7 protein-coding genes are annotated in these 25322 nt (G+C 72.6%); 4 read left to right on the plus strand and 3 right to left on the minus strand.

Translation table 11 applies throughout. From position 1 onward, the window contains the following. Positions 1-30: 30 nt before the first annotated feature. Positions 31-17079 carry an SDR family NAD(P)-dependent oxidoreductase gene (locus tag OG943_RS13960; protein ID WP_328610177.1) on the minus strand — a complete coding sequence of 5683 codons (17049 nt, stop codon included), beginning with the start codon at positions 17077-17079 and terminating at the stop codon, positions 31-33. A gap of 196 nt (positions 17080-17275) precedes the next feature. Here OG943_RS13960 and OG943_RS13965 point away from each other — a divergent pair, with 196 nt between their 5' ends. Continuing rightward, positions 17276-18928, plus strand: coding sequence for a flavin monoamine oxidase family protein (locus OG943_RS13965; protein ID WP_328610178.1), 1653 nt, complete (start codon positions 17276-17278; stop codon positions 18926-18928). 68 nt (positions 18929-18996) lie between these two features. On the opposite strand, the gene OG943_RS13970 is transcribed toward OG943_RS13965, so the two are convergent. After that, positions 18997-19932 (minus strand): ACP S-malonyltransferase, encoded by a 936-nt coding sequence (locus OG943_RS13970; RefSeq protein ID WP_328610179.1) that lies wholly within the window; start codon positions 19930-19932, stop codon positions 18997-18999. Next, entirely contained in the window at positions 19929-21335 is a 1407-nt protein-coding gene (locus OG943_RS13975) for a class I adenylate-forming enzyme family protein (protein WP_328610180.1), read from the minus strand. Before OG943_RS13975 ends, OG943_RS13970 begins: the two co-directional genes overlap by 4 nt. A gap of 253 nt (positions 21336-21588) precedes the next feature. Here OG943_RS13975 and OG943_RS13980 point away from each other — a divergent pair, with 253 nt between their 5' ends. Genes OG943_RS13980 through OG943_RS13990 form a run of 3 tightly spaced genes read left to right on the plus strand, consistent with a single transcriptional unit; the run spans position 21589 to position 25254 of the window. Continuing rightward, a complete protein-coding gene (locus tag OG943_RS13980; RefSeq protein WP_328610181.1) occupies positions 21589-22971 on the plus strand; it encodes a glycosyltransferase in 1383 nt (460 codons plus the stop codon). Positions 22972-23001: 30 nt separating this feature from the next. Then, complete coding sequence (locus tag OG943_RS13985) at positions 23002-24057, plus strand: DegT/DnrJ/EryC1/StrS family aminotransferase (protein WP_328610182.1); 1056 nt, start codon at positions 23002-23004, stop codon at positions 24055-24057. 21 nt (positions 24058-24078) lie between these two features. Then, positions 24079-25254, plus strand: a complete 1176-nt coding sequence (locus OG943_RS13990) for a cytochrome P450 (RefSeq protein ID WP_328610183.1) — start codon at positions 24079-24081, stop codon at positions 25252-25254. The last annotated feature ends 68 nt before the right edge of the window (positions 25255-25322 follow it).

Consider the following 25322-nt stretch of genomic DNA (forward strand, 5'->3'; position numbering starts at 1 on the left):
AATCGTGTCGTGGCGGTGGGCGGCCGGTCGTCAGCCCCGGCTGAACTCCTCGTCGATGATTCCGAACAGCTGGTCGAGCGAGGCCGATTCGATGTCTTCCTTGGCCTCCTTGGGTTTCGCGTCCGCGGACGGCGCCGGCCGCCGCAGCCGCTCGACGAGCTCGCCGAGCCGCCGCGCGACCGTTTCGTGCTCGCTGGGATCGGATTCCAGCGCTGCCTCGAGCCGGTCGAGCTCCTCGAGCGCCGAACCGGCCGGACGGCCGCCCTCGTCCGGGAGCCGGGCCGAGAGGAAGCCCGCCACCGCCGCGGGGGTCGGGTAGTCGAAGACGAGGGTCGCCGGCAGCCGCAGCCCCGTCGCGGAGTTGAGCTGGTTGCGCAGCTCGACCGAGGTCAGCGAGTCGAAGCCCAGCTCGCGGAAGTCCCGGCCGGCCCCGATCGCGGCCGGGGCCGCGTGGCCGAGCACCGCGGCCACCTCGGTCCGGACCAGGTCCAGGAGGAACTTCGCCCGCTCGTCGCCGTGCAGCGCGGCGACCCGCTGGGCGACGGTGCCCGCCTCGGCCGGAGCCGCCGTCCGCGCCACCTCACGACGAACGGTCGGCACCAGCGCCCGAAGGAGCGGCGGTACCTCGCGGCGCGCACGCAGCGCCGCGGTGTCGAGACCGGCAGCCACGACCAGCGGGTCTTCGGCGGCGAGGGCGGCGTCGAACAGCGCCAGCCCGTGCGGCACGGACAGCGGCGCGATCCCGTCACGGGCCATCCGGGCGATGTCGGCGTCCGACAGCGTCGAGGTCATCCCCGTTTCCTGCGTCCATGGGCCCCACGCGAGCGACACCGCGGGCAGGCCCTGGCTCCGGCGCTGCCGGGCCAGTGCGTCGAGGAAGGTGTTCGCCGCGGCGTAGCTGCCCTGCCCGGGGCTGCCCATCACCCCGGCGATCGAGGAGAACAGCACGAACGCGGCCGGCCCGAGGTCCGCGGTGGCTTCGTGGAGGTTCCAGGCGGCGTCGGCCTTGGGCCGCAGCACGGCGTCCACCCGCTCCGGGGTGAGGCTGTCGAGCACACCGTCGTCGAGGACTCCGGCGGTGTGCACCACCGCGGTGAGCGGGTGCGCCGCGGGGATGGCGGCCAGCAGACCGCGTACCGCATCGAGGTCGGCGATGTCGCAGGCCGCCACCGAGACGTCGGCGCCCAGCCCGGCCAGTTCGGTGACCAGCTCCCCGGCACCGGGGGCCGCCACGCCGGACCGGCTGGCCAGTACCAGGCGGCGCACGCCGTGGCTCGTCACCAGGTGCCGGGCCAGGATCCGGCCCAGGCCGCCGGTGCCGCCGGTGATCAGGACCGTGCCGTCGGCGGTCCAGCCGCTGAAGGCCCGTGGTGCGGCCGTTCTGCGGACGAGGCGGGCGGCCGAAACCTCGGCCCCGCGGACGGTCAGCTCCGGCTCTTCCGAGCGCACCGCGCCGGCGAGCGCGGCCGCCTCGGGCGTGTCGAGGTCCACCAAGGCGAACCGGCCCGGGTGCTCCGACTGCGCGGCGCGCACCAGGCCCCACACCGACGCCGCCGCGAGGTCCTCACCGGTCGTCGCGCCACGGGTGACGAACACCAGCCGGGACCGCGCGAAACGCTCCTGGCCGAGCCAGTCCTGGAGCAGCGCGAGGGTGCTCGCGGTGAGCTCGTGCGTGCTGCGCACCGGATCGGTTCCGGAACCACCGACGCCGAAGAGGACCACGTCCGGCACCTCGTCGGGCAGGTCGGCGAGCGCGGCGTACCGGGTCACGGGCACGCCGGATGCCTCCAGGTCGCGGAGGCCGGCGCCCAGGACCGCGAGCGCACCCGGCTCGGCCGGGTCCCCGGTCGCGACCGGGGACCAGTCGAGTCCGTACAGGGTGTCGCTGCCCGGTTCGCGGACCTGTTCCCTCGACAGGGCCCGGGAAACGAGCGAGCCGACCGAAGCGACCGGCGCCCCCGTGGGGTCGGAGATCGTGATCGACACGGTCCTCGGGCCGGTGGCCGCCAGCCGCACGCGCACCGACGAGGCGCCCGTGGCGTGCAGCGAGACGCCCTCCCACGAGAACGGGACGACTCCCGTGTGGTCGGTGTCCTCGGTGCTTTCGAAGAACAGCGGATGCAGCGCGGCGTCGAGCAGGGCCGGGTGCAGGCCGAACGCGCCCGCACTATCGCGGACCGGCTCAGGCAGGGCCACTTCGGCGAACAGCTCGTCCCCGCGACGCCACGCGGCGCGCAGTCCGCGGAAGGCCGGGCCGTAGTCGAAGCCGGCGTCGAGGAACGCTTCGTAGCAGCCGTCCACCGCGACCGGTTCCGCGTCCGCAGGCGGCCAGACAGAGTCGTCTGCGGCGGGTGTGGGGATTTCCGGGACCAGGCTGCCCGACGCGTGCTGAACCCAGGACGCATCGGGCTCACCGTCGGGGCGGGAGTGGATCTCGATCGCGCGGCGGCCGGTTTCGCCCGGGGCGCCGACCGAAACCCGCACCTGGACCGCGCCCCGGTCCGCCACGACGAGCGGGGCGGCCAGCGTCAGCTCTTCGATCCGCGCGCAGCCGGTCTCGTCCCCCGCGCGCAGCGCCAGCTCGGCGAAAGCCGTGCCGGGCAACAGGATCCGGCCCAGCACGACGTGGTCGGCCAGCCACGGGTGCGAACGGGCCGAGAGCCGGCTGGTGAACACCACCCCGGCGTCTCCGGCCAGCGCGACGAAACCGTCGAGCAGCGGGTGCCGCACCGGCGTGAGGCCGACCGAAGCGGCGTCCCCGGCGCGGTCGCCGCCCGGCGGGTGGTCCGGCCAGAACCGCCGGTGCTGGAAGGCGTAGGTCGGCAGGTCGATCCGGTCGGCACCGGTCGCGGCGAAGAACCCGGCCCAGTCCACCGGGACGCCCGAGACGTGCAGCCCGCTCAGCGCGGTGACGATCGAGGACTCCTCGCCGCGGTCCTTGCGCAGCGCCGGGATCACCACCACGCCGTTGGGAAGCGCCGGCCGGGCCATGGCCGACAGCACGCCGTCCGGGCCCAGTTCGAGGAAGCCGCCCGCACCCGCCTCGGTCAGGGCGGCGATCCCGTCGGCGAACCGCACGGCCGCGCTGACGTGCGTGACCCAGTAGTCCGGCGAGCACAGGACTTCTTCGCCGGCGAGCGCACCGGTCACCGTCGACACGAACGCGATCCGCGGCGGGTGGAACTCCAGGGTTTCGACCACGGCCCGGAAGTCGTCGAGCATCGGCCGCATCAGCGGCGAGTGGAAGGCATGGGAGACCGGCAGCCGCTTGGTTCTCCGGCCCTGGGCGGAGAACACGGCCGCCAGGGCGGAGACCGCCTGCTCTTCTCCGGAGACGACAACCGCGCCGGGCCCGTTGACCGCGGCGATGGACACGTCCGCCGTCAGCAGCGGCCGGACCTCGGCTTCGCCCGCCTGCACCGAAACCATCGCCCCACCGGGCGGCAGCGCCTGCATCAGCCGCCCGCGCGCCAGCACCAGTGCGCCGGCATCGCGCACCGACAGCACTCCGGCGACCTGCGCGGCGGCGATCTCGCCGACCGAATGACCGGCGACGAAACCGGGCACGACCCCCCAGGACTCCATGAGCCGGAACAGCGCGACCTCGATCGCGAACAGCGCCGGTTGGGCCCAGCCGGTCTCGTTCAGCAGATCCTGGTCGTCGCCCCACAGCACGTCCCGCAGCGGGCGGTCGAGGCCCGCGTCGAGGTGTTCGGCCACGGCGTCGAAAGCCGCGGTGAACGCCGGGAAGCGGGTGTAGAGCTCCCGGCCCGTCCCCAGGCGCTGGGAGCCCTGACCGGTGAACAGCATCGCGAGCGGGGCCGCGGTGGCGTGCCCCCTGGCCACTTCGTGGATCGCTCCGCCGGACGGGAGCAGCGCCGCCCGGTGCTCGAACAGCGAACGTCCGGACACGAGCGAGAAGCCGATATGCTCAGCGGGCAGAGCGGGGTTCTTCCGCGCGAAGGAACGGATCCGGCCGAGCTGGTCCTCCAGCGCGGTCTCGGTCTTCGCCGACACCAGCCACGGCACGACCGCGGACGGCACGGCGTTGGACGGCTCAGCGTCGGACAGCACGGCGTTGGACAGCACGGCGGCGGGCGGGGATTCGATGATCACGTGGGCGTTGGTGCCGCTGATCCCGAACGCGGAGATGCCGGCCCGGCGCGGGCCGGCGCTTTCCCAGGCCACCCGGTCCGAGAGCAGCTCGACCGAACCCGCCGACCAGTCCACCCGGGACGAGGGCGGATCGGCGTGCAGCGTCGGCGGCAGTTCGCCGTGGCGCATCGCCAGGATCATCTTGATCACCCCGGCCACGCCGGCGGCGGCCTGGGTGTGGCCGACGTTCGACTTGATCGAACCCAGCCACAGCGGGGTTTCCCGGTCCTGGCCGTAGGTCGCCAGCAGCGCCTCGGCCTCGATCGGATCACCCAGCTCGGTGCCGGTCCCGTGCGCCTCGACCACGTCCACATCGGACGGCACCAGACCGGCCGAGTCGAGCGCGGCCCGGATGACGCGTTGCTGCGAAGACCCGTTCGGCGCGGTCAGCCCGTTCGACGTGCCATCCGAGTTCACGGCACTGCCCCGCACCGTGGCCAGGACCCGATGACCGTTGCGGCGCGCGTCGGAAAGCCGTTCCAGCACGAGCATTCCGGCGCCCTCGGCCCAGCTCGTGCCATCCGCGTTCTCCGAGAACGACTTGCACCGGCCGTCCGCGGCCAGCCCGCCCTGCTTGCTGAACTCCACGAACAGCGAAGGCTCCGGCACGACCGTGACCCCGCCGGCGAGGGCGAGTGAGCACTCCCCCGCCCGCAGCGACTGCGCCGCCGTGTGCAGTGCGACCAGCGACGAGGAACACGCGGTGTCCACGGTCATCGACGGGCCTTCGAGACCGAACGTGTAGGAGATCCGGCCCGACATCACGCTGCCGGTGTTCCCGGTCATGACAAAGCCTTCAGCGCGGTTGGCCTCCGACAGCAAGGTCGCGTAGTCGCTGTTCGATCCGCCGACGAACACCCCCGTCGAGCTTCCGGTGAGTGATCCCGGGGCGATGCCGGCGGCTTCGAAGGCCTCCCAGGAGACCTCCAGCAGGATCCGCTGCTGCGGGTCGGCGGCGTGGGCCTCCCGCGGGCTCATCCGGAAGAACTCCGCGTCGAAGCCCGCCGCCCCGTCAAGGAAACCGCCCGAACGCGTCGTCGAGGTACCGGGCCGGAGGCCGTCGGGATCGTAAAGGCCTTCGAGGTCCCAGCCGCGGTCCGACGGGAATCCGGCGATGGCGTCGCCCCCGGTGGACACCAGCTCCCACAGGTCTTCGGGCGAGCGCACCCCGCCCGGGTAACGGCAGCTCATCCCGACGACGACGATCGGGTCCCCGCCGGCCACCGCGGGCGAGCCGGGCGCCGCCATCCGGTTGGGGCCTTCGCCGGACAGTTCCGCCGAGAGGTGCGAGGCGAGCGCGAGCGGGGTCGGGTGGCTGAAGATCATGGTGGACCCGAGTTTCAGCCCGGTCGCCGCCGCCAGCCGGTTGCTCAGCTCCACCGAGGTCAGCGAGTCGAAGCCGAAGTCCTTGAACGCGCGGCCCGCCTCGACCGCGCCGGCGTCCCCGTGTCCCAGCACGGCCGCCGCGGCGGTCCGCACCAAGTCGAGCAGTGCCTCGCGCCGGTCCGGTCCGGGCAGCTCGCGAAGGCTCCGCGCCAGGGAGGTCGAGCCGGTTCCGGCGACCGGTACCCGGCGCACCGGCGCCCGCAGCAGCCCCCGGAACACGTGCGGCACCAGGCCGTGGTCCCGCAGGGCCCGGAAGTCGAGCTCGGCCGGGACGATGACCGGCGAGGTAGAACCGAGCGCGGCGTCGAACAACGCGAGGCCGGTCGCCACGCTCAGGACCGGAGTGCCTTCCCTGGCCATCCGGGTCAGGTCCGCTTCGCCCAGCGCGGCGGTCATCCCGCGCTCCGGCGCCCACGCGCTCCACGCCAAGGCCGTGGCGGGCAGCCCCAGATCGCGGCGACGGCAGGCGAGGGCGTCGATCCCGGCGTTGGCCGCCGCGTAGTTGCCCTGGCCGGCGCTGCCGAGTACCCCGACGATCGAAGAGAACATCACAAACGCGGCGAGGTCGTGGCCGGTGGTGAGCTCGTGCAGATGCCACGCGGCAGCCAGCTTCGGGGCGAAGACCTTGTCCACGCTGCCCGGCGTGAGCGAAGCCGTCATGCGGTCGTCGACGACGCCGGCGGCATGGATCACCGCGGTCAGCGGGTGCTCGGCGGGCACCGCGGCCAGCAGGTCCGCCACCGCCGCCCGGTCGGCGACATCGCAGGCGACGACCGAAACCCGGGCGCCCAGCCCGCTGAGCTCGGCCACGAGTTCCGCCGCGCCCGGCGCGGCCAGGCCGCGCCGGCCGGCGAGCAGGAGCTCGCGCACGCCGTGCTCGGCCACCAGGTGCCGCGCGAGGATTCCGCCCAGCCCGCCCGTTCCCCCGGTGATCAGGACCGTGCCCGCCGGGTTCCACGCCCGCGGCCGGCCGGCCCCGTCGGCCAGCCGCGCCAGCCGCGCGACCCGGGCCGCGCCACCGCGAGCCGCCGCTTCCGGCTCGTCCGAGGCGAGCACCCCGGCCAGCGGCGCCACCGAATCGGCCACGGGCGCCGCAGCGTCGAGGTCGACCAGGACGAACCGGCCCGGATTCTCCGCCTGGGCCGTCCGGACCAGACCGCGCGCCGCGGCCGCCGCCGGGTCCGCGATCGGCTCGCCGCCCACGGAAACCGCGCCGCGGGTGACCACGACCAGCCGGGCGGCGGTGAACCGGTCCTCGGCCAGCCAGTCCTGGAGCGCGGAAAGGGTGTCCAGCACCAGTCCGCGGCCGGCCGGTTCGGCCACGTCGCCGGCGACGCCGAGCACCACCAGGTCCGGCAGCGGGTCCGGCACCGACGCCGGACCCGGGACGGCCTCCACCCGAGCCCCGCAGGAGCGCAGGGCCGAGGCGAGACCGAGGGGGTCCGGGCCCAGCACGGCCGCCGTCCCCGGACCGGAAGCCGCGCTCGTCAGCGCACTCCACGTCAGCTCGTACAGGCCGCCGCGGCCGGTCGCCGCTTCGACGGCGGCGTTCTCGGCCGGTTCGCGGGAAACCAGTGATTCGACCGTGGCGACGAGGCCGCCGGCCGCGTCGGTGATCGTGATCGCCACCGTGTCTTCACCGGACGGTGCCAGCCGCACCCGCACCGCGGAAGCCCCGGTGGCGTGCAGCGACAGACCCGCCCAGGAGAACGGGATCGCCGGGCTGCCGGGCCGCCGGATCGACAGCGCGTGCAGCGCGGCGTCGAAGAGGGCCGGGTGCAGCCCGAACCCACCCGCCTCGTCGAGGAGGTCCGCGGGCAGCTCGGCCTCCGCGAACAGCTCGCCATCCCGGTGCCAGGCCGCCCGCAGGCACTGGAACGCCGGCCCGTAGCCCAGGCCGAGCCCGGCCAGCTCCGCATAACCGGCGGCGACGTCGATCGGCTCCGCACCTGCCGGTGGCCAGGCCTCGTCGCCGGGCGCGACCGGCCCGCCGGCGACGGCGAGGCTGCCGGTCGCGTGCTGCGTCCACGAGGCGTCGGGCCGGCCGTCCGGCCGGGAGTGGATCTGGATGGCGCGGTGGCCGGTCGGATCCGGCTGCCCCACCGACACCAGGACCTGGACCGCGCCCTGGGCGGGCAGGACGAGCGGCGCGACCAGGGTCAGCTCCGCCACCTGCGCGCAGCCGACCTCGTCGCCCGCCCGGATCGCGATCTCCGCGAAAGCCGTGCCGGGCAGGAGAACCCGGTCCTGGACGACGTAGCCGGCGAGCCAGGGGTGCGTGCGCAGCGAAATCCGGCTCGTGAAGACCACACCGCCGTGATCGGCCAGCGTGACGAAACCGTCGAGCAGCGGATGGTCCACCGGCGAGAGGCCGACCGCGCCGGCGTCCACCGGGACGACCGCCTGGACCGTCGGCCAGTGCCGCTCGCGCTTGAACGGATAGGTCGGCAGTTCGACGCTCGTGACCGTGTCCGGGAACAACGGCATCCAGTCGACCCGTACGCCGACGACGTGCAGGCCGGCCAGCGCGGTCACCCACGAGGCTTCCTCGCCGCGGTCCCTGCGCAGCGCCGCGAGCACCGTCACCCGCCGGGAGTCCGGCTCGGCGCCGAGCGTTTCCATGGCCATGGCCGTGAGCACACCGCTCGGGCCGAGTTCGAGGATCGTGTCGGCCCCTTCGGCGACCAGCGTGCGGACGCCGTCGGCGAACCGCACCGCTTCCCGGACATGACGAACCCAATAACCCGGCGAGCACAACTCGTCCGTGGCCACCCTGCCGGTCAGGTTGGAGACCACCGGGACTCGCGGCTCGGCAAACGTGATGCCCTCGATCGCCTGACGGAACTCGTCCAGCATCGGATCCATCAACGGCGAATGGAACGCGTGCGACACCGTGAGCCGCTTCGTTTTCCTTCCCTGCGCCGAAAAAACCGCGACAATCCGCTCAACCGCGTCAACCGCTCCCGACACCACCACCGACGCCGGACCATTCACCGCAGCGATCGCCACGTCGCCCTCAAGCAGCGCAGCGACCTCGTCCTCACTCGCCTCCACCGACGCCATCGCGCCACCAGCGGGCAACGCCTCCATCAACCGAGCACGCGCGGCAACCAGCACACACGCGTCCGGCAAAGAGAAAACACCCGCCACATGAGCGGCCGTCACCTCACCGATCGAATGCCCCGCCACAAAACCCGGCTCGACCCCCCACGACCGCGCCAACCGGAACAGTGCCACCTCAACCGCGAACAACGCCGGCTGCGCCCAACCAGTCCGGTCCAGCGCCTCCGCGTCATCGCCCCACATGACGTCACGCAACGATCCGTCCAACCGGACGTCGAACTCGGCGAACACCTCGTCGATCGCGTTCGCGAAAACCGGATACCGCTCGTAAAGCCCACGGCCCATACCCAGCCGCTGGCTGCCCTGCCCGGAGAACACCACGGCGAGCGACCGGTCGCCGGCCCGGCCGGTGATCAGGGAGACCTCGCCTTCGCCCCCGGTCACCAGCACGGCCCGGTGCTCGAACAGGGCGCGGCCGGTCACCAGCGCGCCGCCGACGTCGGCGGCCGGGAGGTCGGAGTTCCGCTCCGCGAACGTCCGGAGCCGCTGGATCTGCTCCGCCAGCGCCGTTTCCGACCGTGCCGAGAGCGCCCACGGCACCACACCCGAGCCGGGCTCGGCCCGTCGCGGCGGCTCCGGGGCCTGCTCGATGATCACGTGGGCGTTGGTGCCGCTGAGCCCGAACGAGGACACCCCCGCCCGGCGCAGGCGGTCCGCCTCGGGCCACGGCATCCGCTCCGTCAGCAGGGACACCTCGCCGGCGGTCCAGTCCACCCGGGACGACGGCGTGCCGACGTGCAGGGTCTGCGGCATCGTCGCGTGACGCATCGCGAGGATCATCTTGATCACCCCGGCCACGCCCGCGGCGGCCTGGGTGTGGCCGAGGTTCGACTTGACCGAACCCAGCCACAGTGGACGCTCGCGGTCCTGGCCGTAGGTCGCCAGCAGCGCCTGCGCCTCGATCGGGTCACCCAGGGCGGTGCCGGTACCGTGCGCCTCGACCACATCGACGTCCGATGTGGACAGACCGGCCGAGTCGAGCGCCGCACGGATCACGCGTTGCTGAGAGGAACCGTTCGGCGCGGTCAGCCCGTTCGACGTGCCATCCGAGTTCACGGCGCTGCCTCGCACCGTGGCCAGGACCCGGTGACCGCTGCGACGGGCTTCGGAAAGCCGTTCCAGCACCAGCATTCCCGCGCCCTCGGCCCAGCTCGTGCCATCCGCGTTCTCCGAGAACGACTTGCACCGGCCGTCGGAGGCCAGGCCGCCCTGTTTGCTGAACTCCACGAACAGCGAAGGCTCGGAGAGGACCGCGACTCCGCCGACCAGCGCGAGCGAGCACTCCCCCGCCCGCAGCGACTGCACGGCCGAATGCAGCGCGACCAGCGACGAGGAACACGCGGTGTCCACGGTCATCGAGGGGCCTTCGAGACCGAACGTGTAGGAGATCCGGCCCGACATCACGCTCCCGGTGTTCCCGGTGAGGACAAAGCCTTCGGCGCGATTGCTCTCCGACAGCAGGGTCGCGTAGTCACTGCTCGACGCACCGATGAACACCCCGGTCGGCGAACCGGACAACGAGTCCGGCGCGATGCCCGCGGCTTCGAAGGCCTCCCAGGAGACTTCGAGCAAGATCCGCTGCTGCGGGTCGGCGGCCTGCGCCTCCCGCGGGCTCATCCGGAAGAACTCCGCGTCGAACTCCGCCGCCTCCTCCAGGAAACCGCCCGAACGCGTCGTCGAGGTACCGGGCCGGAGCCCATCGGGATCGTAGAGGCCGTCCAGATCCCAGCCGCGATCTTCGGGGAAGGCGCCGATGACGTCCCGTCCGGAAACCAGGACCTCCCACAGGTCCTCCGGCGAACGCACCCCGCCCGGGTAACGGCAGCTCATCCCGACCACGACGATCGGGTCCCCGTCGGCCACCGCCACCGGGACCGGCTTCGCCGTTTCGACAGGTGCTTCACCCAGCTCGCCGAGCAGGTGCGCGGCGAGCGCCAGCGGCGTCGGGTGGCTGAACACCGCGGTGGGCGCGAGCCGCAGGCCGGTCAGCGCGGTGAGGCGGTTCCGCAGTTCCACCGAGGTCAGCGAGTCGAAGCCGATTTCCTGGAAGGCACGTCCGGCCTCGACCTCGCTCGCGGAGCCGTGGCCGAGCACCGCCGCGGCCTCGGTCTGGACCAGGGTGACGAGAGCCCGCCGGCGGTCCTCGCCGGACAACCCGCGCAGCCGCTCGGCCAGCCCGGCCTCGCCGGCGCCGCCCGACGCGACCGAGCGGCGCACCGTCGCTCGCACGAGGCCGCGGAAGACGTGCGGCACCGGCTCCCGGCCGCGCAGTGCGCGAATGTCCACAGTGGCCGGTACGAGGACCGGGTCGGCCGAGGCCGAGGCGAGGTCGAACAGCGCGAGTGCGCGTTCGGCCGTCAGCGCGGGCAGGCCTTCCCTGGCCATCCGGGCGAGGTCCGCGTCGGTGAGGGCGGCGGTCATCCCGCGGCCCGGGGCCCAGGCGCTCCAGGCCAGCGCGGTGGCTGGCAGCCCGCGGTCGCGGCGGTGGTGCGCGAGCGCGTCCAGCCCGGCGTTCGCCGCCGCGTAGTTGCCCTGGCCGGCGCTGCCGAGCAGGCCCGCGACCGACGAGAACAGCACGAACGCGGCGAGGTCCAGGCCCGCGGTGAGCTCGTGCAGGTGCCAGGCAGCGTCGAGTTTCGGCCGCAGAACGGTGTCGAGGCTTTCGCCGGTGATCGAGTCGAGCACACCGTCGTCCACCACGCCCGCGGCGTGCACGACAGCGGTCAGCGGATGCCCGGCGGGGATGGCGGACAGCAGTGCCCCGGCTTCGGCCCGGTCGGACACGTCGCAGGCCCGGACCGTCACGTCGGCGCCCAGCTCGCCGAGCTCACGGACGAGCTCGGCGGCCCCCGCCGCGGCCGGGCCGCTCCGGCCGGCCAGCACCAGGTGCCGGACGTTCCGCTCGGTCACCAGGTGCCGCGCGAGGAGCCCGCCGAGCCCGCCGGTGCCGCCGGTGATCAGGACCGTGCCGCAGGGGTTCCACGCCTTCGGCATGGTCAGCACGATCTTGCCGATGTGCTTGGCCTGGCTCATGAACCGGAACGCGTCGCGCGCGCGGCGGACGTCCCAGGCCCGCACCGGCAGCGGCGTCAGCGAGCCGTCGTCGAACCGGTCCAGCAGCGCGGCCAGCATCTCCTGGATCCGGTCCGGTCCGGCCTCGGCCAGGTCGAAGGCCCGGTAACGGAGCCCCGGCAGCGCCGCGGCGTCCCGGATGTCGGTCTTGCCCATCTCAAGGAACACCCCGCCCGGCGCCAGTGCCCGCAGGGACGCGTCTACGAACTCGCCCGCCAGCGAGTTCAGCACGACGTCGACGCCACGGCCGCCGGTGACCTCGAGGAAGCGGTCCGCGAACCCGGTCGTCCGGGAAGAGGCGAGGTGGTCCTCGGCGATCCCGAGTGACCGGAGGGTGTCCCACTTGCCTTCACTCGCCGTCGCGAAGACCTCGGCGCCGAGGTGCTTCGCCAGCTGGATCGCGGCCATGCCGACCCCGCCCGCGCCGGCGTGCACCAGGACCGACTGCCCCGGCCGGAGATCGGCCAGGTCCCTCAGCGCGTAGCAGGCGGTCAAGAAGACCAGGGGCACGGACGCGGCCTCGGTCTCGGACCAGTCCGCCGGAACCCGGGCCAGGAAGCGCTCGTCGACCACGGCGGCCGGGCCGAAGGCGCCGTCGATCATGCCCATGACCCGGTCGCCAGGGCGGAGGTCACGGGCGTCCGGCCCGGTCTCCACGACCACGCCCGCCGCTTCGGCGCCGAGCGGCCCGGCTTCGCCCGGGTACATGCCCAGTGCGTTGAGCACGTCACGGAAGTTGACGCCGGCGGCGGTGACCCGCAGGCGCACCTCGCGGCCGGTCAGCGGCGCCGCGGCCGCGGGAAACGGCGCCAGCGTCAGCTCGTCCAGGCTGCCCCGGCGAACGCTGTCCAGCCGCCACGGTGCCGCACCGGCGGGCGGCAGCAGGCCCGCGTCCGGCGCGTCGGCGAGCCGCGCCAGCCGGGCGACCCGGACCGCGCCCGCGCGGATCACGGCCTGCGGCTCGTCCGACGCGAGCAGGCCCGCGATCACCGCGGCGGAGTCGTCCACGGGGGTTTCGGCGTCGAGGTCGATCAGGACGAAGCGGCCCGGGTTCTCGGCCTGGGCGGACCTGATGAGGCCCCACACCGCAGCGGCGGCGGGATCCGTGACCGGCTCACCGGCGGCGGAGACGGCCCCGCGGGTAACCACGGCCAGCCGTGTGCCGGAGAACCGGTCGTCGGCCAGCCAGTCCCGGGCGGTGTCCAGCGTGCCGGCGAGCGCCGCGCGGACGCCGGCGCTGGCGTCGACCGGCAGGACGAGGAGCCCGGCGCCGTCCGCGGCCTCCGCGCACAGCCTCGGGTGGCCCTCGACGGAGTTCGCGGACTCGCGCAGGCCGTTGGCCAGGTCTTCGGGGTCGGGGCCGAGCACCGTGAAGCAGTCCTGCGCGTCCGCGTCGACGGCCAGCGGAATCCAGTCCAGCCGCCAGAGCCGGTCCAGGTTCTCGCCGGCGTCGCCGGGCGCGAACACCGGTGACCGCAGGACCAGTGACTCCGCGGAGAACACCGGCGCGCCGTCGGGGTCGGTGGCGAGGATCTGCACCGAGTCGCCGTCACCGGCGCTGATCCGGACACGCAGCGCGACGGCGTCCGTGGCGTGGAGGACGACCTCGCCCCAGGAGAACGGCACCGTCGTCTGCTCGGAACGGTGCGGGCCGACCAGGGCCGGCGCGTGCAGGGCGGCGTCCAGCAGCGCGGGGTGCAGGCCGAAGGCACCGGAACCGGCGGACTCGGGCAGGCCGACCTCGGCGAAGACCTCGTCACCCCGGCGCCAGACCGCCGACAGGCCGTGGAAGGCGGGCCCGTACTCGAAACCGGCCGTCTCGAGCCGGTCGTAGCAGCCGTCCAGATCCACCGCGGTGGCCCCGGCCGGGGGCCAGACGTCCTCGAACTCGAACGCCCGCGGGCCCGGCGCGAGCATGCCGATCGCGTGCCGGGTCCAGCCGTGATCGGCGTTGTCTTCTTTCGCGTGGATGGTGACCGACCGGAAGCCGTCGGCGTCCGGCGCGCCGACCGCGACCTGCAGCCGGACCGCGTCGCGTTCGCCGAGCACCAGCGGTGCCTCCAGCACCAGCTCGGACACGCGCTCGCAGCCGACCTCGTCGCCGGCGCGGACGGCCAGCTCCAGCAGCGCGGTGCCCGGCACCAGCACCCGGCCCAGGATCCGGTGGTCGCCGAGCCAGGGGTGGGTGTGGCGGGAGACCCGGCCGGTGAAGACGGCCTCGCCGGTCCCGGCCAGCTCGAACACCGACTCCAGGATCGGGTGGTCCACAGTGGACCCGGCGGGGACGCCGGCGCGGTCGAGCCAGAACCGCCGGTGCTGGAAGGCGTACGTCGGCAGGTCGACGCGCCGCGCGCCGCGCCCGGCGAAGAACCGCGACCAGTCCGGCCCGGCCCCCCGCGTGTGCAGGGCGGCCAGGGTCGCGACGAGCGACGAGGCCTCGTCCGGTCCGCTGCCGTCCGGTGCACTGCGCACGGCCGGTGCCGCGAACGTGTCTTCCGCTCCGAGCACCTCCGCCACCAGCCCGGAAAGCACGGCGCCGGAACCGAGTTCGAGGACCGAGGTGACGCCCTCGTCCCGCAGTGCGGAGACCGCGTCGGCGAACCGCACGGGCTCGCAGACCTGGCGGACCCAGTACTCCGGCGTGCCGAACTCCTCCGCGGTGATCAGCGCGCCGGTCACGGTGGAGACGACCGGCAGTTTCGGCTCCCGGTAGGCGAGCACGTCGGCGACCCAGCGGAGCCCGTCCAGCGCGGGTTCCATCAGCGGGGAGTGGAACGCGTGACTCACCTTCAGCGGCGTGCACTTGATTCCCTCGCCGGCCAGGTCCGCGGCCAGCGCCAGCACGGCGGCCTCCGGTCCGGACAGGACCACCGCCTCGGGGCCGTTGACCGCGGCGACGCCCACCGCGCCCGAGCGCCCGGACAGCAGGTCCAGGACTCGTTCTTCGGTCGCGCGCACGGCGACCATCGCGCCGCCCTCGGGGAGCGCTTGCAGGAGCCGCCCGCGGTGCGCGGCGAAGGCGGCGGCGTCCGGAAGCGACCAGATCCCGGCGACGTGCGCGGCGGCGACCTCGCCGATCGAATGACCGGTCACCACGTCCGGGCGCAGTCCCCAGGATTCGAGCAGCCGGAACAGCGCGACCTGGAACACGAACAGGGCGGGCTGGGTGTAGGCGGTCTGGACCAGCAGCCCGGCGTCGGCCGAACCGGGCTCGGCGAACAGCACGGACCTGAGTGGACGGTCCAGGTACAGGTCCACTTCGGCGCACGCGGCGTCGAAAGCCCGCGCGAACGCCGGGAACCGGGCGTGCAGCTCCCGGCCCATGGCGGGCTTCTGCGCGCCCTGGCCGGGAAAAACGAACGCGAGCCGTCCATGCTGGACGGTTCCTGTCGCGAGGTTCGGCCGGGGCTCGCCCTCGGCCAGCGCGTCGAGGCCGGCGAGCAGCTCCTCGCGGTCCTCACCGGTGACCGCGGCGCGGTACTGCAACGCCGCGCGAGTGGTGGCGGCGGAGAACGCCACATCGAGCGGGGCGGCGTCCGACGCCAGCACTTCCCGCAGCCGGGCGGCCTGCGCCCGCAACGCCTCCTGGCCGCGGGCGGACACCACGAGCGGCAGCCGGACGCCGGGCTCGACCGGTTCTTCGGGGGCCGCTTCGATCGCGGGGGCCTGTTCGAGCACCACGTGGGCATTGGTCCCGCTGAACCCGAACGACGACACCGCGCAGCGCCGCGGCTCGCCGCGATCCGGCCACTCCTGCTGCCGGGTCAGCAGTTCGACGCCGCCGCCGGCCCACTCCAGGTGCGGGGTGGCCGGTTCCGCGTGGAGGGTCCGGGGCAGCACGCCGGCGCCCATGGCGGCGATCATCTTGATCACCCCGACGACGCCGGCCGCGGCCTGGGTGTGGCCGAGGTTCGACTTGACGGACCCGAGCAGCAGCGGCCGGCCGTCGGCCCGCCCGGGGCCGTAAACGGCCTGCAGGGCGGCGCCCTCGATCGGGTCGCCGAGCGCGGTGCCGGTGCCGTGGGCCTCGACCGCGTCCACCCCGTCCGGGCCGAGCCCGGCGTCCGCCAGTGCCTGCCGGATGACCCGCTGCTGGGCGACCCCGTTGGGAGCGGTCAGCCCGGCGCTGGCGCCGTCGGAGTTCACCGCGGAGCCCCGGAGCACCGCCAGCACGTTGTGCCCGCGTTCGCGAGCCGTGGAAAGGCGTTCGGCCAGCAGCATGCCGACGCCTTCGCTCCAGCCGGTGCCGTCCGCGTCCGCGCCGAACGCCTTGCAGCGCCCGTCGCGGGCGAGGCCCCGCACCCGGCTGAACGCCATGAAGGAGCCGGGGGTGGCCATGATCGCGACGCCGCCCACGATCGCCTGGTCGCACTCGCCCGCGCGCAGCGACTGGGCGGCGACGTGCAGCGCCACCAGCGACGCGGAGCAGGCGGTGTCGATCGTCAGCGCGGGGCCGTGCAGGCCCAGTTCGTAGGCGATCCGGCCGGACGCGATACTGCCGGCGGTCCCGGTGATCAGGTGGCCTTCCGCGCCGTCGCGGGCGTCCTGCAGCCCGGGCCCGTATTCGTGGTTCTCCGCGCCGATGAACACCCCGGTGGAGCTCCCCCGCACCGACAGCGGGTCGATCCCCGCGCGTTCCAGTACCTCCCAGGCGACTTCCAGCAGCTGCCGCTGCTGCGGGTCCATCGCCTGGGCCTCGCGCGGGGAGATGCCGAAGAACTCGGCGTCGAATTCGGCGGCGCCGTCGAGGAAACCGCCCGAGCGCGCATACGTCCGCCCGGTACGGTCCGGATCGGGGTCGTACGCGCCTTCGACGTCCCAGCCCCGGTCCTCGGGGAACGGCCCGATCAGGTCCCGGCCCTCGAGCAGCGCCTGCCACAGCTGTTCGGGCGCGGTGATCCCGCCCGGAAGACGGCACGCGGTACCGACGATCACCACCGGATCGTCGGTGTGCGGCCGATCGGCGGGCGCAGGCGGCGTTGCCGCTTCCTCGCCCACGATCCTGTCCGCCAGGCTTTCGGCGAGGCCGAGCGCGGTGGGATGGTCGTAGACATCGGTCAGTGGCAGCGAAAAACCGAGTTCGGCACGCAGCCTCCGGTGCAGTTCGACCGCGGACAGGGAGCTGAGACCCAGGTCGGCGAAGCGGCGTCGCGGATCGGCGGTCTCGGACGGATCGGCCCCCAGCGCCGTGGCCGCGTGCCGGGAGACGATGCCGACGAGCGTGCGGACGGCCTCCTCCCGGGTCCCGGCAGCCAGCAGTTCACGGAGTGCTTGCGGCGAAGCGGAAAGCCGGCCGGCGGGCTCGCCGGCTGCCGATGGCACCTTGCTGGCTTCACTCGTCATGACGACGCGCCACCATCCTTCAGACCGCAGGATCGACCGGACTTCGCCGTTGGATCGTAGGAGCGCGAACGCTGTACTTTCCCTTAGAGGATCGGCCCATTCGTGATCAGCCCAGTGCGCCGGTGCGTCTCTGGTGTTTTCCCGCGATCGCCTGCCCCAGTCTGGGCAGCACCAGGACCGGTGAAGAGGTAACCAGATGACATTGGCCACCCCGAAACCCATGACGATGTTCGGACCGGACTTCCCGTTCGCCTATGACGACTGGGTCCGGCACCCGGCCGGGCTCGGGCACCTGCCGGAGCACCGGCTCGGCACCCCGGTCGCCGTGGTCGGCGGCGGGATCTCCGGCCTGGTCGCCGCGTACGAGCTGATGAAACTGGGCCTGCGCCCGATTCTCTACGAAGCCGGCGAGCTGGGCGGGCGGATGCGTTCGATCGCCTTCGCCGGCCACCCGGACTCGCTGGCGGAGCTGGGGGCGATGCGCTTCCCGCCGTCGGCCAGCACTTTGTTCCACTACATCGGCGAACTCGGCCTGCGGACCCGCCCCTTCCCCAACCCGCTGGCCGCCTGCACCCCGAGCACGGTGATCGACCTCGGCGGGGTGGTCCACCACGTGCGGACCCCCGGGGAACTGCCGAGCGTCTACCAGGAGGTCGCCGACGCCTGGGACAAGGCCCTCCAGGACCGGGCCGAGCTTTCGTCCATGGAGGACGCCATCCGGCGCCGCGACGTCCGGGCGATCAAGTCCATCTGGAACCGGCTGGTGACCGAAATGGACGATCAGTCGTTCTACGGCTTCCTGGCCGGCTCTTCGGCTTTCGAGTCCTTCCACACCCGCGAGATCTTCGGCCAGGTCGGCTTCGGCACCGGCGGCTGGGACACCGACTTCCCCAATTCGATCCTGGAGATCCTGCGGGTGATCTACACCCACGCGGACGACGACCAGGTGAGCATCGTCGGTGGCGCGCAACAGATTCCTTCGGGCCTGTGGACGCGTGAACCGGCGGACCTGAAGCACTGGCCGGCCGGGACTTCCCTGGCCTCGCTCAACTCCGGGGCCCCGCGGCCCTCGGTCACGAAGATCGCGCGCCGCGGCGGGATCGTCATCGAGGACAGCGCCGGGGTGACGCGCGAGTTCCCGGCGGCCGTGTTCACCCCCCACGTCTGGACCTTGCTCAGCCAGATCGACTGTGCCCCGGAGCTGCTCAGCACTCCACAATGGACCGCGGTCGAGCGTACGCACTACATGAACTCCTCGAAGGTGTTCGTCCTCACCGACCGGCCGTTCTGGCTGGACACCGATCCGCGCACCGGCCACGACGTGATGGGCATGACGCTCACCGACCGCTCCCCGCGCGGGGTCTACCTGTTCGACGACGGACCGGACCGGCCGGGCGTGATGTGCCTGTCCTACACCTGGAACGACGACTCGTCGAAGCTGCTCACCCTCGACGACCACCGGCGGGTGTCCGTCCTGCTGCGACGGCTGGCGGACATCTACCCGGGCGTGGACATCGCCTCGCACGTGATCGGCGACCCGATCAGCATCACCTGGGAGCGCGAGCCGCACTTCATGGGCGCCTTCCGGGCCAGCCTGCCCGGCCACTACCGCTACCAGCGCCGCCTGTTCACCCAGTTCGTCCAGGACGGCGCGGCCGGGGCCCAGCGGGGGTTCTTCCTCTGCGGTGACGACATCTCCTGGACCGCGGGCTTCGCCGAAGGCGCGGTGACCACCGCGCTCAACGCCGTCTGGGGCGTGCTCGACCACCTCGGCGGCCGGACCGACCCGGCCAATCCCGGCCCCGGCGACCGCTTCCACGACCTCGCCCCCATCGACCTGCCCCGCTGACTCCCCGCACCCGGGGCACGGCGAAAAGGCGGGTTCCCCGCGGGGAACCCGCCTTTTTCGCAGGCCGGTCAGGAAACGAGCACGGGTTTCGCGGCGGACTTCGGGGTCACCGGGACCACGTGGAAGTTCGCGGTGGTCACGTCCAGGCGATGGAACAGCAGGTCCGGGCCCGTCACGCAGACCGTGCCGACGTCGTGGGCGGTGAGCCCGCGGACCACGGCCGGCCAGTCGATCGGGCGGTCGAAGGTGTCGGCCAGCAGGGTGCGCAGCCCGGCGGCCGAGCCGATCCGGCGGCCGTCCTGGTCGGCGATGACCGGGATCGACGGATCGGCGAGCGGGAAGCGGGAGAGCACCTCGGTTTCGGCGCGGGCGCGCAGCGGCGCGAACCGCCGCGCGTGCACCGGCGGCCGCATCGTCTGCATCGAGTAGCCGCCGAGCGCGCGGACCCCGGCGACCAGTTCGCCGAGCACGTCCGCGCGCACCGAAACCAGGTAGGCGCCCTCGTCGAGGTGGCCGGAGAGCTCGGCCCATTCACCCCGCGCGGACAGTGCGCCGACGAGTTCGCGGAACGGCGCGTCCGGGACCCGCACGAAGCAGTGCGTCACCAGGTCGTCGGGCTGCTCGGCGAAGTACTCGGCTTCGCAGCGGGCGAGCTCGACGGTGAGCCGGATCCCCGCGGCGAAGTCCAGCGAGCCGACGTACACCGCGGCCGCGCGCTGCCCGAAGCTGACTCCCGCGCAGAAGTCCGGTCGCAGCCCCTGCTCCTGCTCGGCCCGGTCCGCCAGCGCGAGCGAATTGACCAGGAAGGCCACCTGGGCGAAGGCGTCGTAGACCCCTTCGGCGGCCCGGAAACGCGCGAGCAGCGACTCACCGAGCACCTCGTCGGCCACCTCGACCCGGCGGCGGGCGTAGCGGTCGAGCACCATGAACCGCCCGACCTCGCCGAAGGTCGACGAGCCCATGCCCGGGAAGACGACGGCGCTCGCCTCCCCCGCCGGGCTCACGCCGAGACCGCCAGTTCCTCGAGCCGCTTGTTGTCGGGCTTTCCGTTGCGGTTGAGCGGGAAGCTCTCGATGACGACCATCCGGTCCGGTACCTCGTACCCGGGCAGCGCCGCCGCGGCGACCGCGCGCCAGTGCTCGATCCCCAGGTCCTGGTCGTCCTCGACGAAGGCGATCAGCTGCGAACCCCGGCGTTCACAAGGGATCGCCACGATCTTGGCCCGGCAGCCCGCCTCGCTCATCCGCCGCTCGATCATGTCGGGGTAGAGGGTGTAGCCCATCCGGTGGACGGCGCGCTTGCGGCCCAGGATGTGGAGGCTGCCGTCCTCGGTGAGCCGGCCGAAGTCGCCGCTGGCGAACCAGCCGCGCTCGATCGGCGAGATCTCACCGTGCTCGTCGAGGTATCCGGCCATGACGTCCGGCGTGAGCACCATGACCTCACCGACCTCGCCGGGGGCCAGCTCGTCGCCGTTGTCGTCGACCACCTTCAGGCGCACCCCCTCGACCGCGCGGCCGCACGCGACCGGGTTGTCGAGCGTGGCGAAGGCGACGTTGCCGAGTTCGGTGCTGCCGTAGCTGTCGAGCAGGTAATGCCCGACCTGGTCGAGGTACTGCCCGACCAGTCCTTGATCGAGCGGGGCCGCGCCGGCGCAGAGCATCCGGGCCTCGGCGAGCACTCGCATCAGGGCGGGCCGGCGGGCGCCGATCTGGAGCATGCTGCGGTAAGTAGCGGGGGTGGCGTCGAACACCGTGGCGCCGCAGAGGCCGGCCATCCGCAGCGCGTGGTCGAGCCGCCGGTACGGCGCCACCACCAGCGAGCACCGGGTGAGCCAGGCGATCAGCACCATGGAAAGCCCGTACTGGTGGGAAAACGGCAGCAGCGGCACCAGCACGTCGTCCTCGACGTGCCCGACCTGGTTGAGGTTGCGGCGCAGGTTCTCCAGGAACGACCCGCCGGTCTTGACGATCGCCTTCGGGATGCCCGTCGAGCCGGAGGAGAACATGAGCAGGCCGTCGGGAAGGTCGCACCACCGCTTGACGTTCAGGTCGGCCGACGTGGCGGGGCGGCCCGCCCCGGCGAGCTGCAGTTCGTACAGGGAGAAGCACGGGACGCCGGTTTCCGGCAGCACGGTGTCGTCATCGGTGACGCAGAACTTGACCCGTGCCTGTGTGATGAGGTGCCCGGTGGTCTCGGCCCGCTCCTGGTGGTCGATCAGCACGAGCGAGGCGCCGACGTGCATCAGCGCCAGCAGCGCGGTCAGGTAGGCCGGTGAGTTCCCGGCCTTCAGCAGCACCCGGTCCGACCTCCTCACCCCCCGGTCCAGGAGCTCGTCGGCCATCCGGACCGCGTCCGCTTCCCACTCCTCGAGAGTGCGGACGCTGTCGATGCCGCAAATCTTCGCCATGGTCGGACCTCTTCCTTCGACTTCAAGCCAACGCGGCCCTTCTCCCCGATCTGCCGCCGGCGTCCAGTGTCACCAGCCGGGTTCCTGGAAATGGCCAGAAACCCGCGGGCCCGCTCCGCTGGAAGGCGCGAAGACGGGGAAAGACTAGGAATTTGCCGGGGCGGGCCGTGGGACAAAGGGACGGTCGCGCACCGGAGCACCGGCGTCGCGACACCCGGCGTCACCACCCGCGAAGCGCGGAAAGGTTGTCTTCATGGACTCGACCCGACGGCCGATCCTGTTCGTCAGCTCACCCGAGAGCGGGCTGCTCAACCCGCTGCTGACCCTGGCCGGGGAACTGTCCCGTCGCGGGGTCGAAGACCTCTGGTTCGCCACCGACGAGCCCCGGCGCCCTGACATCGAAGCCATCGCCGAGCGGACGCCGGTGGAGTTCGCCTCCCTCGGCGAGGTCGTCCCGGAGATGTCGGCGGTGACCTGGGACGACGAGACCTACCGGGCGGTCACCCAGTCCTCGCGGTTCAAGGCCCACCGCGCGGTCCTGCGGCACACCGTGGACCCGGCGCTGCGCGTGGCGAAGTACCGCGCGCTCGAGACCGCGGTGGACAAGATCGAGCCGGCGCTGATGATCGTCGAGAGCATGAGCCTGTTCGCGGTCGAGCTGGCGATCACCAGGAATATCCCGTTCATCCTCAGTGTGCCGTTCATGCCCAGCAACGTGCTGACCTCGCACACCCCGTTCTCCCGGAGCCACACCCCGCCCGGCTTCCCGGTGCCGCACTCCGGTCTGCCCTACCGGATGACCCTGGCCCAGCGGATCACGAACCGGATCTTCAGGCTGCGCACGCTGGCCATGTTCCTGAACCCCTCGTTGTCCAAGGTGATGGCCCAGGACGGGCCGATCCGCAAGGAGCTCGGCATCTCCGACGCGGCGCGCGGGCAGATGGCCCGCATCGACGCCGCCGAGTCGATCCTGTCCTATTCGGTCACCGGGCTCGACTATCCGTTCCCGGTGCCGGAAAAAATGCGGCTGGTGGGCGCGATGGTGCCCCCGCTGCCCCAGTCCCCCGGCGACCACCGCGTGTCCGACTGGCTCGACCGGCAGGGCTCCGTGGTCTACATGGGATTCGGCACGATCACCCGGCTGACCCGCGAGCAGGTCGAGTCCCTCGTGGAGGTCGCGCGCCGCCTCGACGGCCGGCACCAGATCCTCTGGAAGCTGCCTGCGGACCAGCAGGAGTTCCTCCCGCCGGCCGAGGAGCGGCCCGGCAACCTGCGCATCGAGACCTGGGTCCCGTCCCAGTTCGACGTGCTCGCCCATCCGAGCGTGAAGGTGTTCTTCACCCACGCCGGCGGGAACGGCTACCACGAAGGGCTCTACTTCGGGAAGCCGCTCGTCGTGCGGCCGCTGTGGGTGGACTGCTACGACCAGGCGGTGCGGGGCGAGGACTTCGGGGTCAGCCTCACGCTGGACCGGCCCGAAACGATCGATCCCGACGACGTCGTCGACAAGCTCACCCGGGTCATCGAAGAAGACTCCTTCCGTGCGCGGGCCGAGTTCTTCGCCCGGCAGCAGCGGGCGGCCGGTGGCCGTGAAGCCGCCGCCGACCTGGTGCTCGTTTCCCCGTCCCTGAAGTGACCGGCCCGAACCCGACCGATCGAGGAGCCGATGGCGATCCAATACCCGGTTTCCCAGCCCTGGCTCGAAGGGCGCGAACTGGAATACGTGACCGAGACGATCACCGACGGCTGGATCTCTTCCCAGGGACCGTTCGTCAAGAGGTTCGAGCAGGCTTTCGCCGATTACCACGGCATCGCCCACGGTGTCGCCTGCTCGTCGGGGACCACCGCGCTCACCCTGGCCCTGCGGGCGCTGGGCGTCGGGCCCGGCGACGAGGTGATCGTGCCGGAGTTCACCATGATCGCGTCGGCGTGGGCGGTGACCTACACCGGCGCCACCCCGGTCTTCGTCGACTGTGGTGACGACCTCAACATCGACGTTTCGCTCATCGAAGCCAAGATCACCCCGCGCACGAAGGTCATCATGCCCGTCCACATCTACGGCCGGCGCTGCGACATGGACGCGATCATGACCCTGGCCTACGAGTACAACCTCCGGGTGGTCGAGGACTCGGCCGAGGCGCACGGCGTGCGCCCGGTGGGCGACATCGCCTGTTTCTCGCTGTTCGGCAACAAGATCATCACCTCGGGCGAGGGCGGCATCTGCCTGACCGAAGACCCGAGGCTGGCCGGCCAGATGGCGCACCTGCGTGCGATGGCCTTCGATTCCGACCACACCTTCCTGCACAAGAAGGTCGGCTACAACTTCCGCATGACCAGCATGCAGGCCGCCGTCGCGCTCGCGCAGACCGAGCAGCTGGACGAGATCCTGGCCCTGCGCAGGGGAATCGAGAAGCGGTACGACGACTTCCTCGCCGGGATCGACGGGATCACCCTGATGCCGCCCCGGGACGTGCTGTGGATGTACGACCTGCGCGCCGAACGCCGCGACGAGCTGCGCGCGTTCCTGGCCGACGCGGGCATCGAGACCCGGTTGTTCTTCAAGCCCATGAGCCGGCAGCCCGGTTACCTCGACCCCGGCTGGCCTTCGCTGAACGCCAGCCGGTTCAGCGAGGACGGGTTCTACCTGCCCACCCACACCGGGCTCACCGAAGCCGGCCAGGAGTTCATCTGCGGGCGGATCCGCGCGTTCCACCACGCCTGAAAACCAACCAGGGAACAGGAAATGACGAGCGTCGAACCGAACATCGTCGACTTTCCGGCTCGCCGGGCGGGGCGTCCGTTCCCGCCGCCGGAATACGCCGAGATCCGCGCCCGGGACGGGCTGGTCAAGGCCACCCTGTCGGAGGGCCGGACGGTCTGGCTGGCCACCCGCCACGAGGACGTGCGCACGGTGCTCACCGACCGCCGCATCAGCTCCAACCCGGCCCACGACGGGTTCCCGAACTTCGGGCGCACCGGCGGGGTGCCGGCCGCCGACCAGGTCCCGGGCTGGTTCGTCGGGATGGACCCACCGGAGCACGGCCGGTTCCGCAAGGCCCTGATCCCCGAGTTCACCGTGCGCAAGATCAAGGAGCTGCGCCCGGAGATCCAGCGGGTCGTCGACGGGCGCGTCGACGCCATGCTCGCCGCGGGGAACTCGGCCGACCTCGTGGCCGGCTTCGCGCTTCCCGTGCCCTCGCTGGTGATCACGGCGCTGCTGGGCGTGCCCTACGCCGATCACGACTTCTTCGAGGCGAAGACCCGGACCCTGGTCAGCTTCGCCTCGACCGACGAGGAGCGCGAGGCCGCGGGCAAGCACATCCTGCGCTACATCACCCGTCTCATCACGCTCAAGCAGCAGCGGCCCGCCGACGACCTGCTGAGCCGGCTGCTGGCCTCGGGCGCCATGACACCCCAGGAGCTGTCCGGCGTCGCGATGCTGCTGCTGATCGCCGGCCACGAGACCACCGCGAACAACATCTCGCTCGGCGTGGTCACCCTGCTGTCGCACCGGGAATGGATCGGCGACCCCCGCGTCGTCGAAGAGCTGCTGAGGCTCCACTCCGTGGCCGACCTGGTCGCGCTCCGCGTGGCGGTCGAAGACGTCGAGATCGGCGGCCGGCTGGTCAAGGCGGGCGAAGGCATCGTCCCGCTGGTGGCCGCGGCCAACCACGACGCCGACGCGTTCGCCGGGCCCACCCGGTTCGACCCCGCCCGCGCCGCCCGCCACCACGTGGCGTTCGGCTACGGCGTCCACCAGTGCCTCGGCCAGAACCTCGTCCGGGCCGAGATGGAGATCGCCTACCGGACCCTGTTCGCCCGGATCCCGGCCCTGGAGATCGCGGCACCGATCGAGGACCTGCCGTTCAAGTACGACGGCATCCTGTTCGGGCTGCACGCTTTGCCGGTCAAGTGGTGACCCCGCACTGACCTCCCGCGAGAACGCCCCCGTGCTCCAGCACGGGGGCGTTTCCATGTCACCGCCCG

This window comes from Amycolatopsis sp. NBC_00345 (assembly GCF_036116635.1).
Classification (GTDB): Bacteria; Actinomycetota; Actinomycetes; order Mycobacteriales; family Pseudonocardiaceae; genus Amycolatopsis.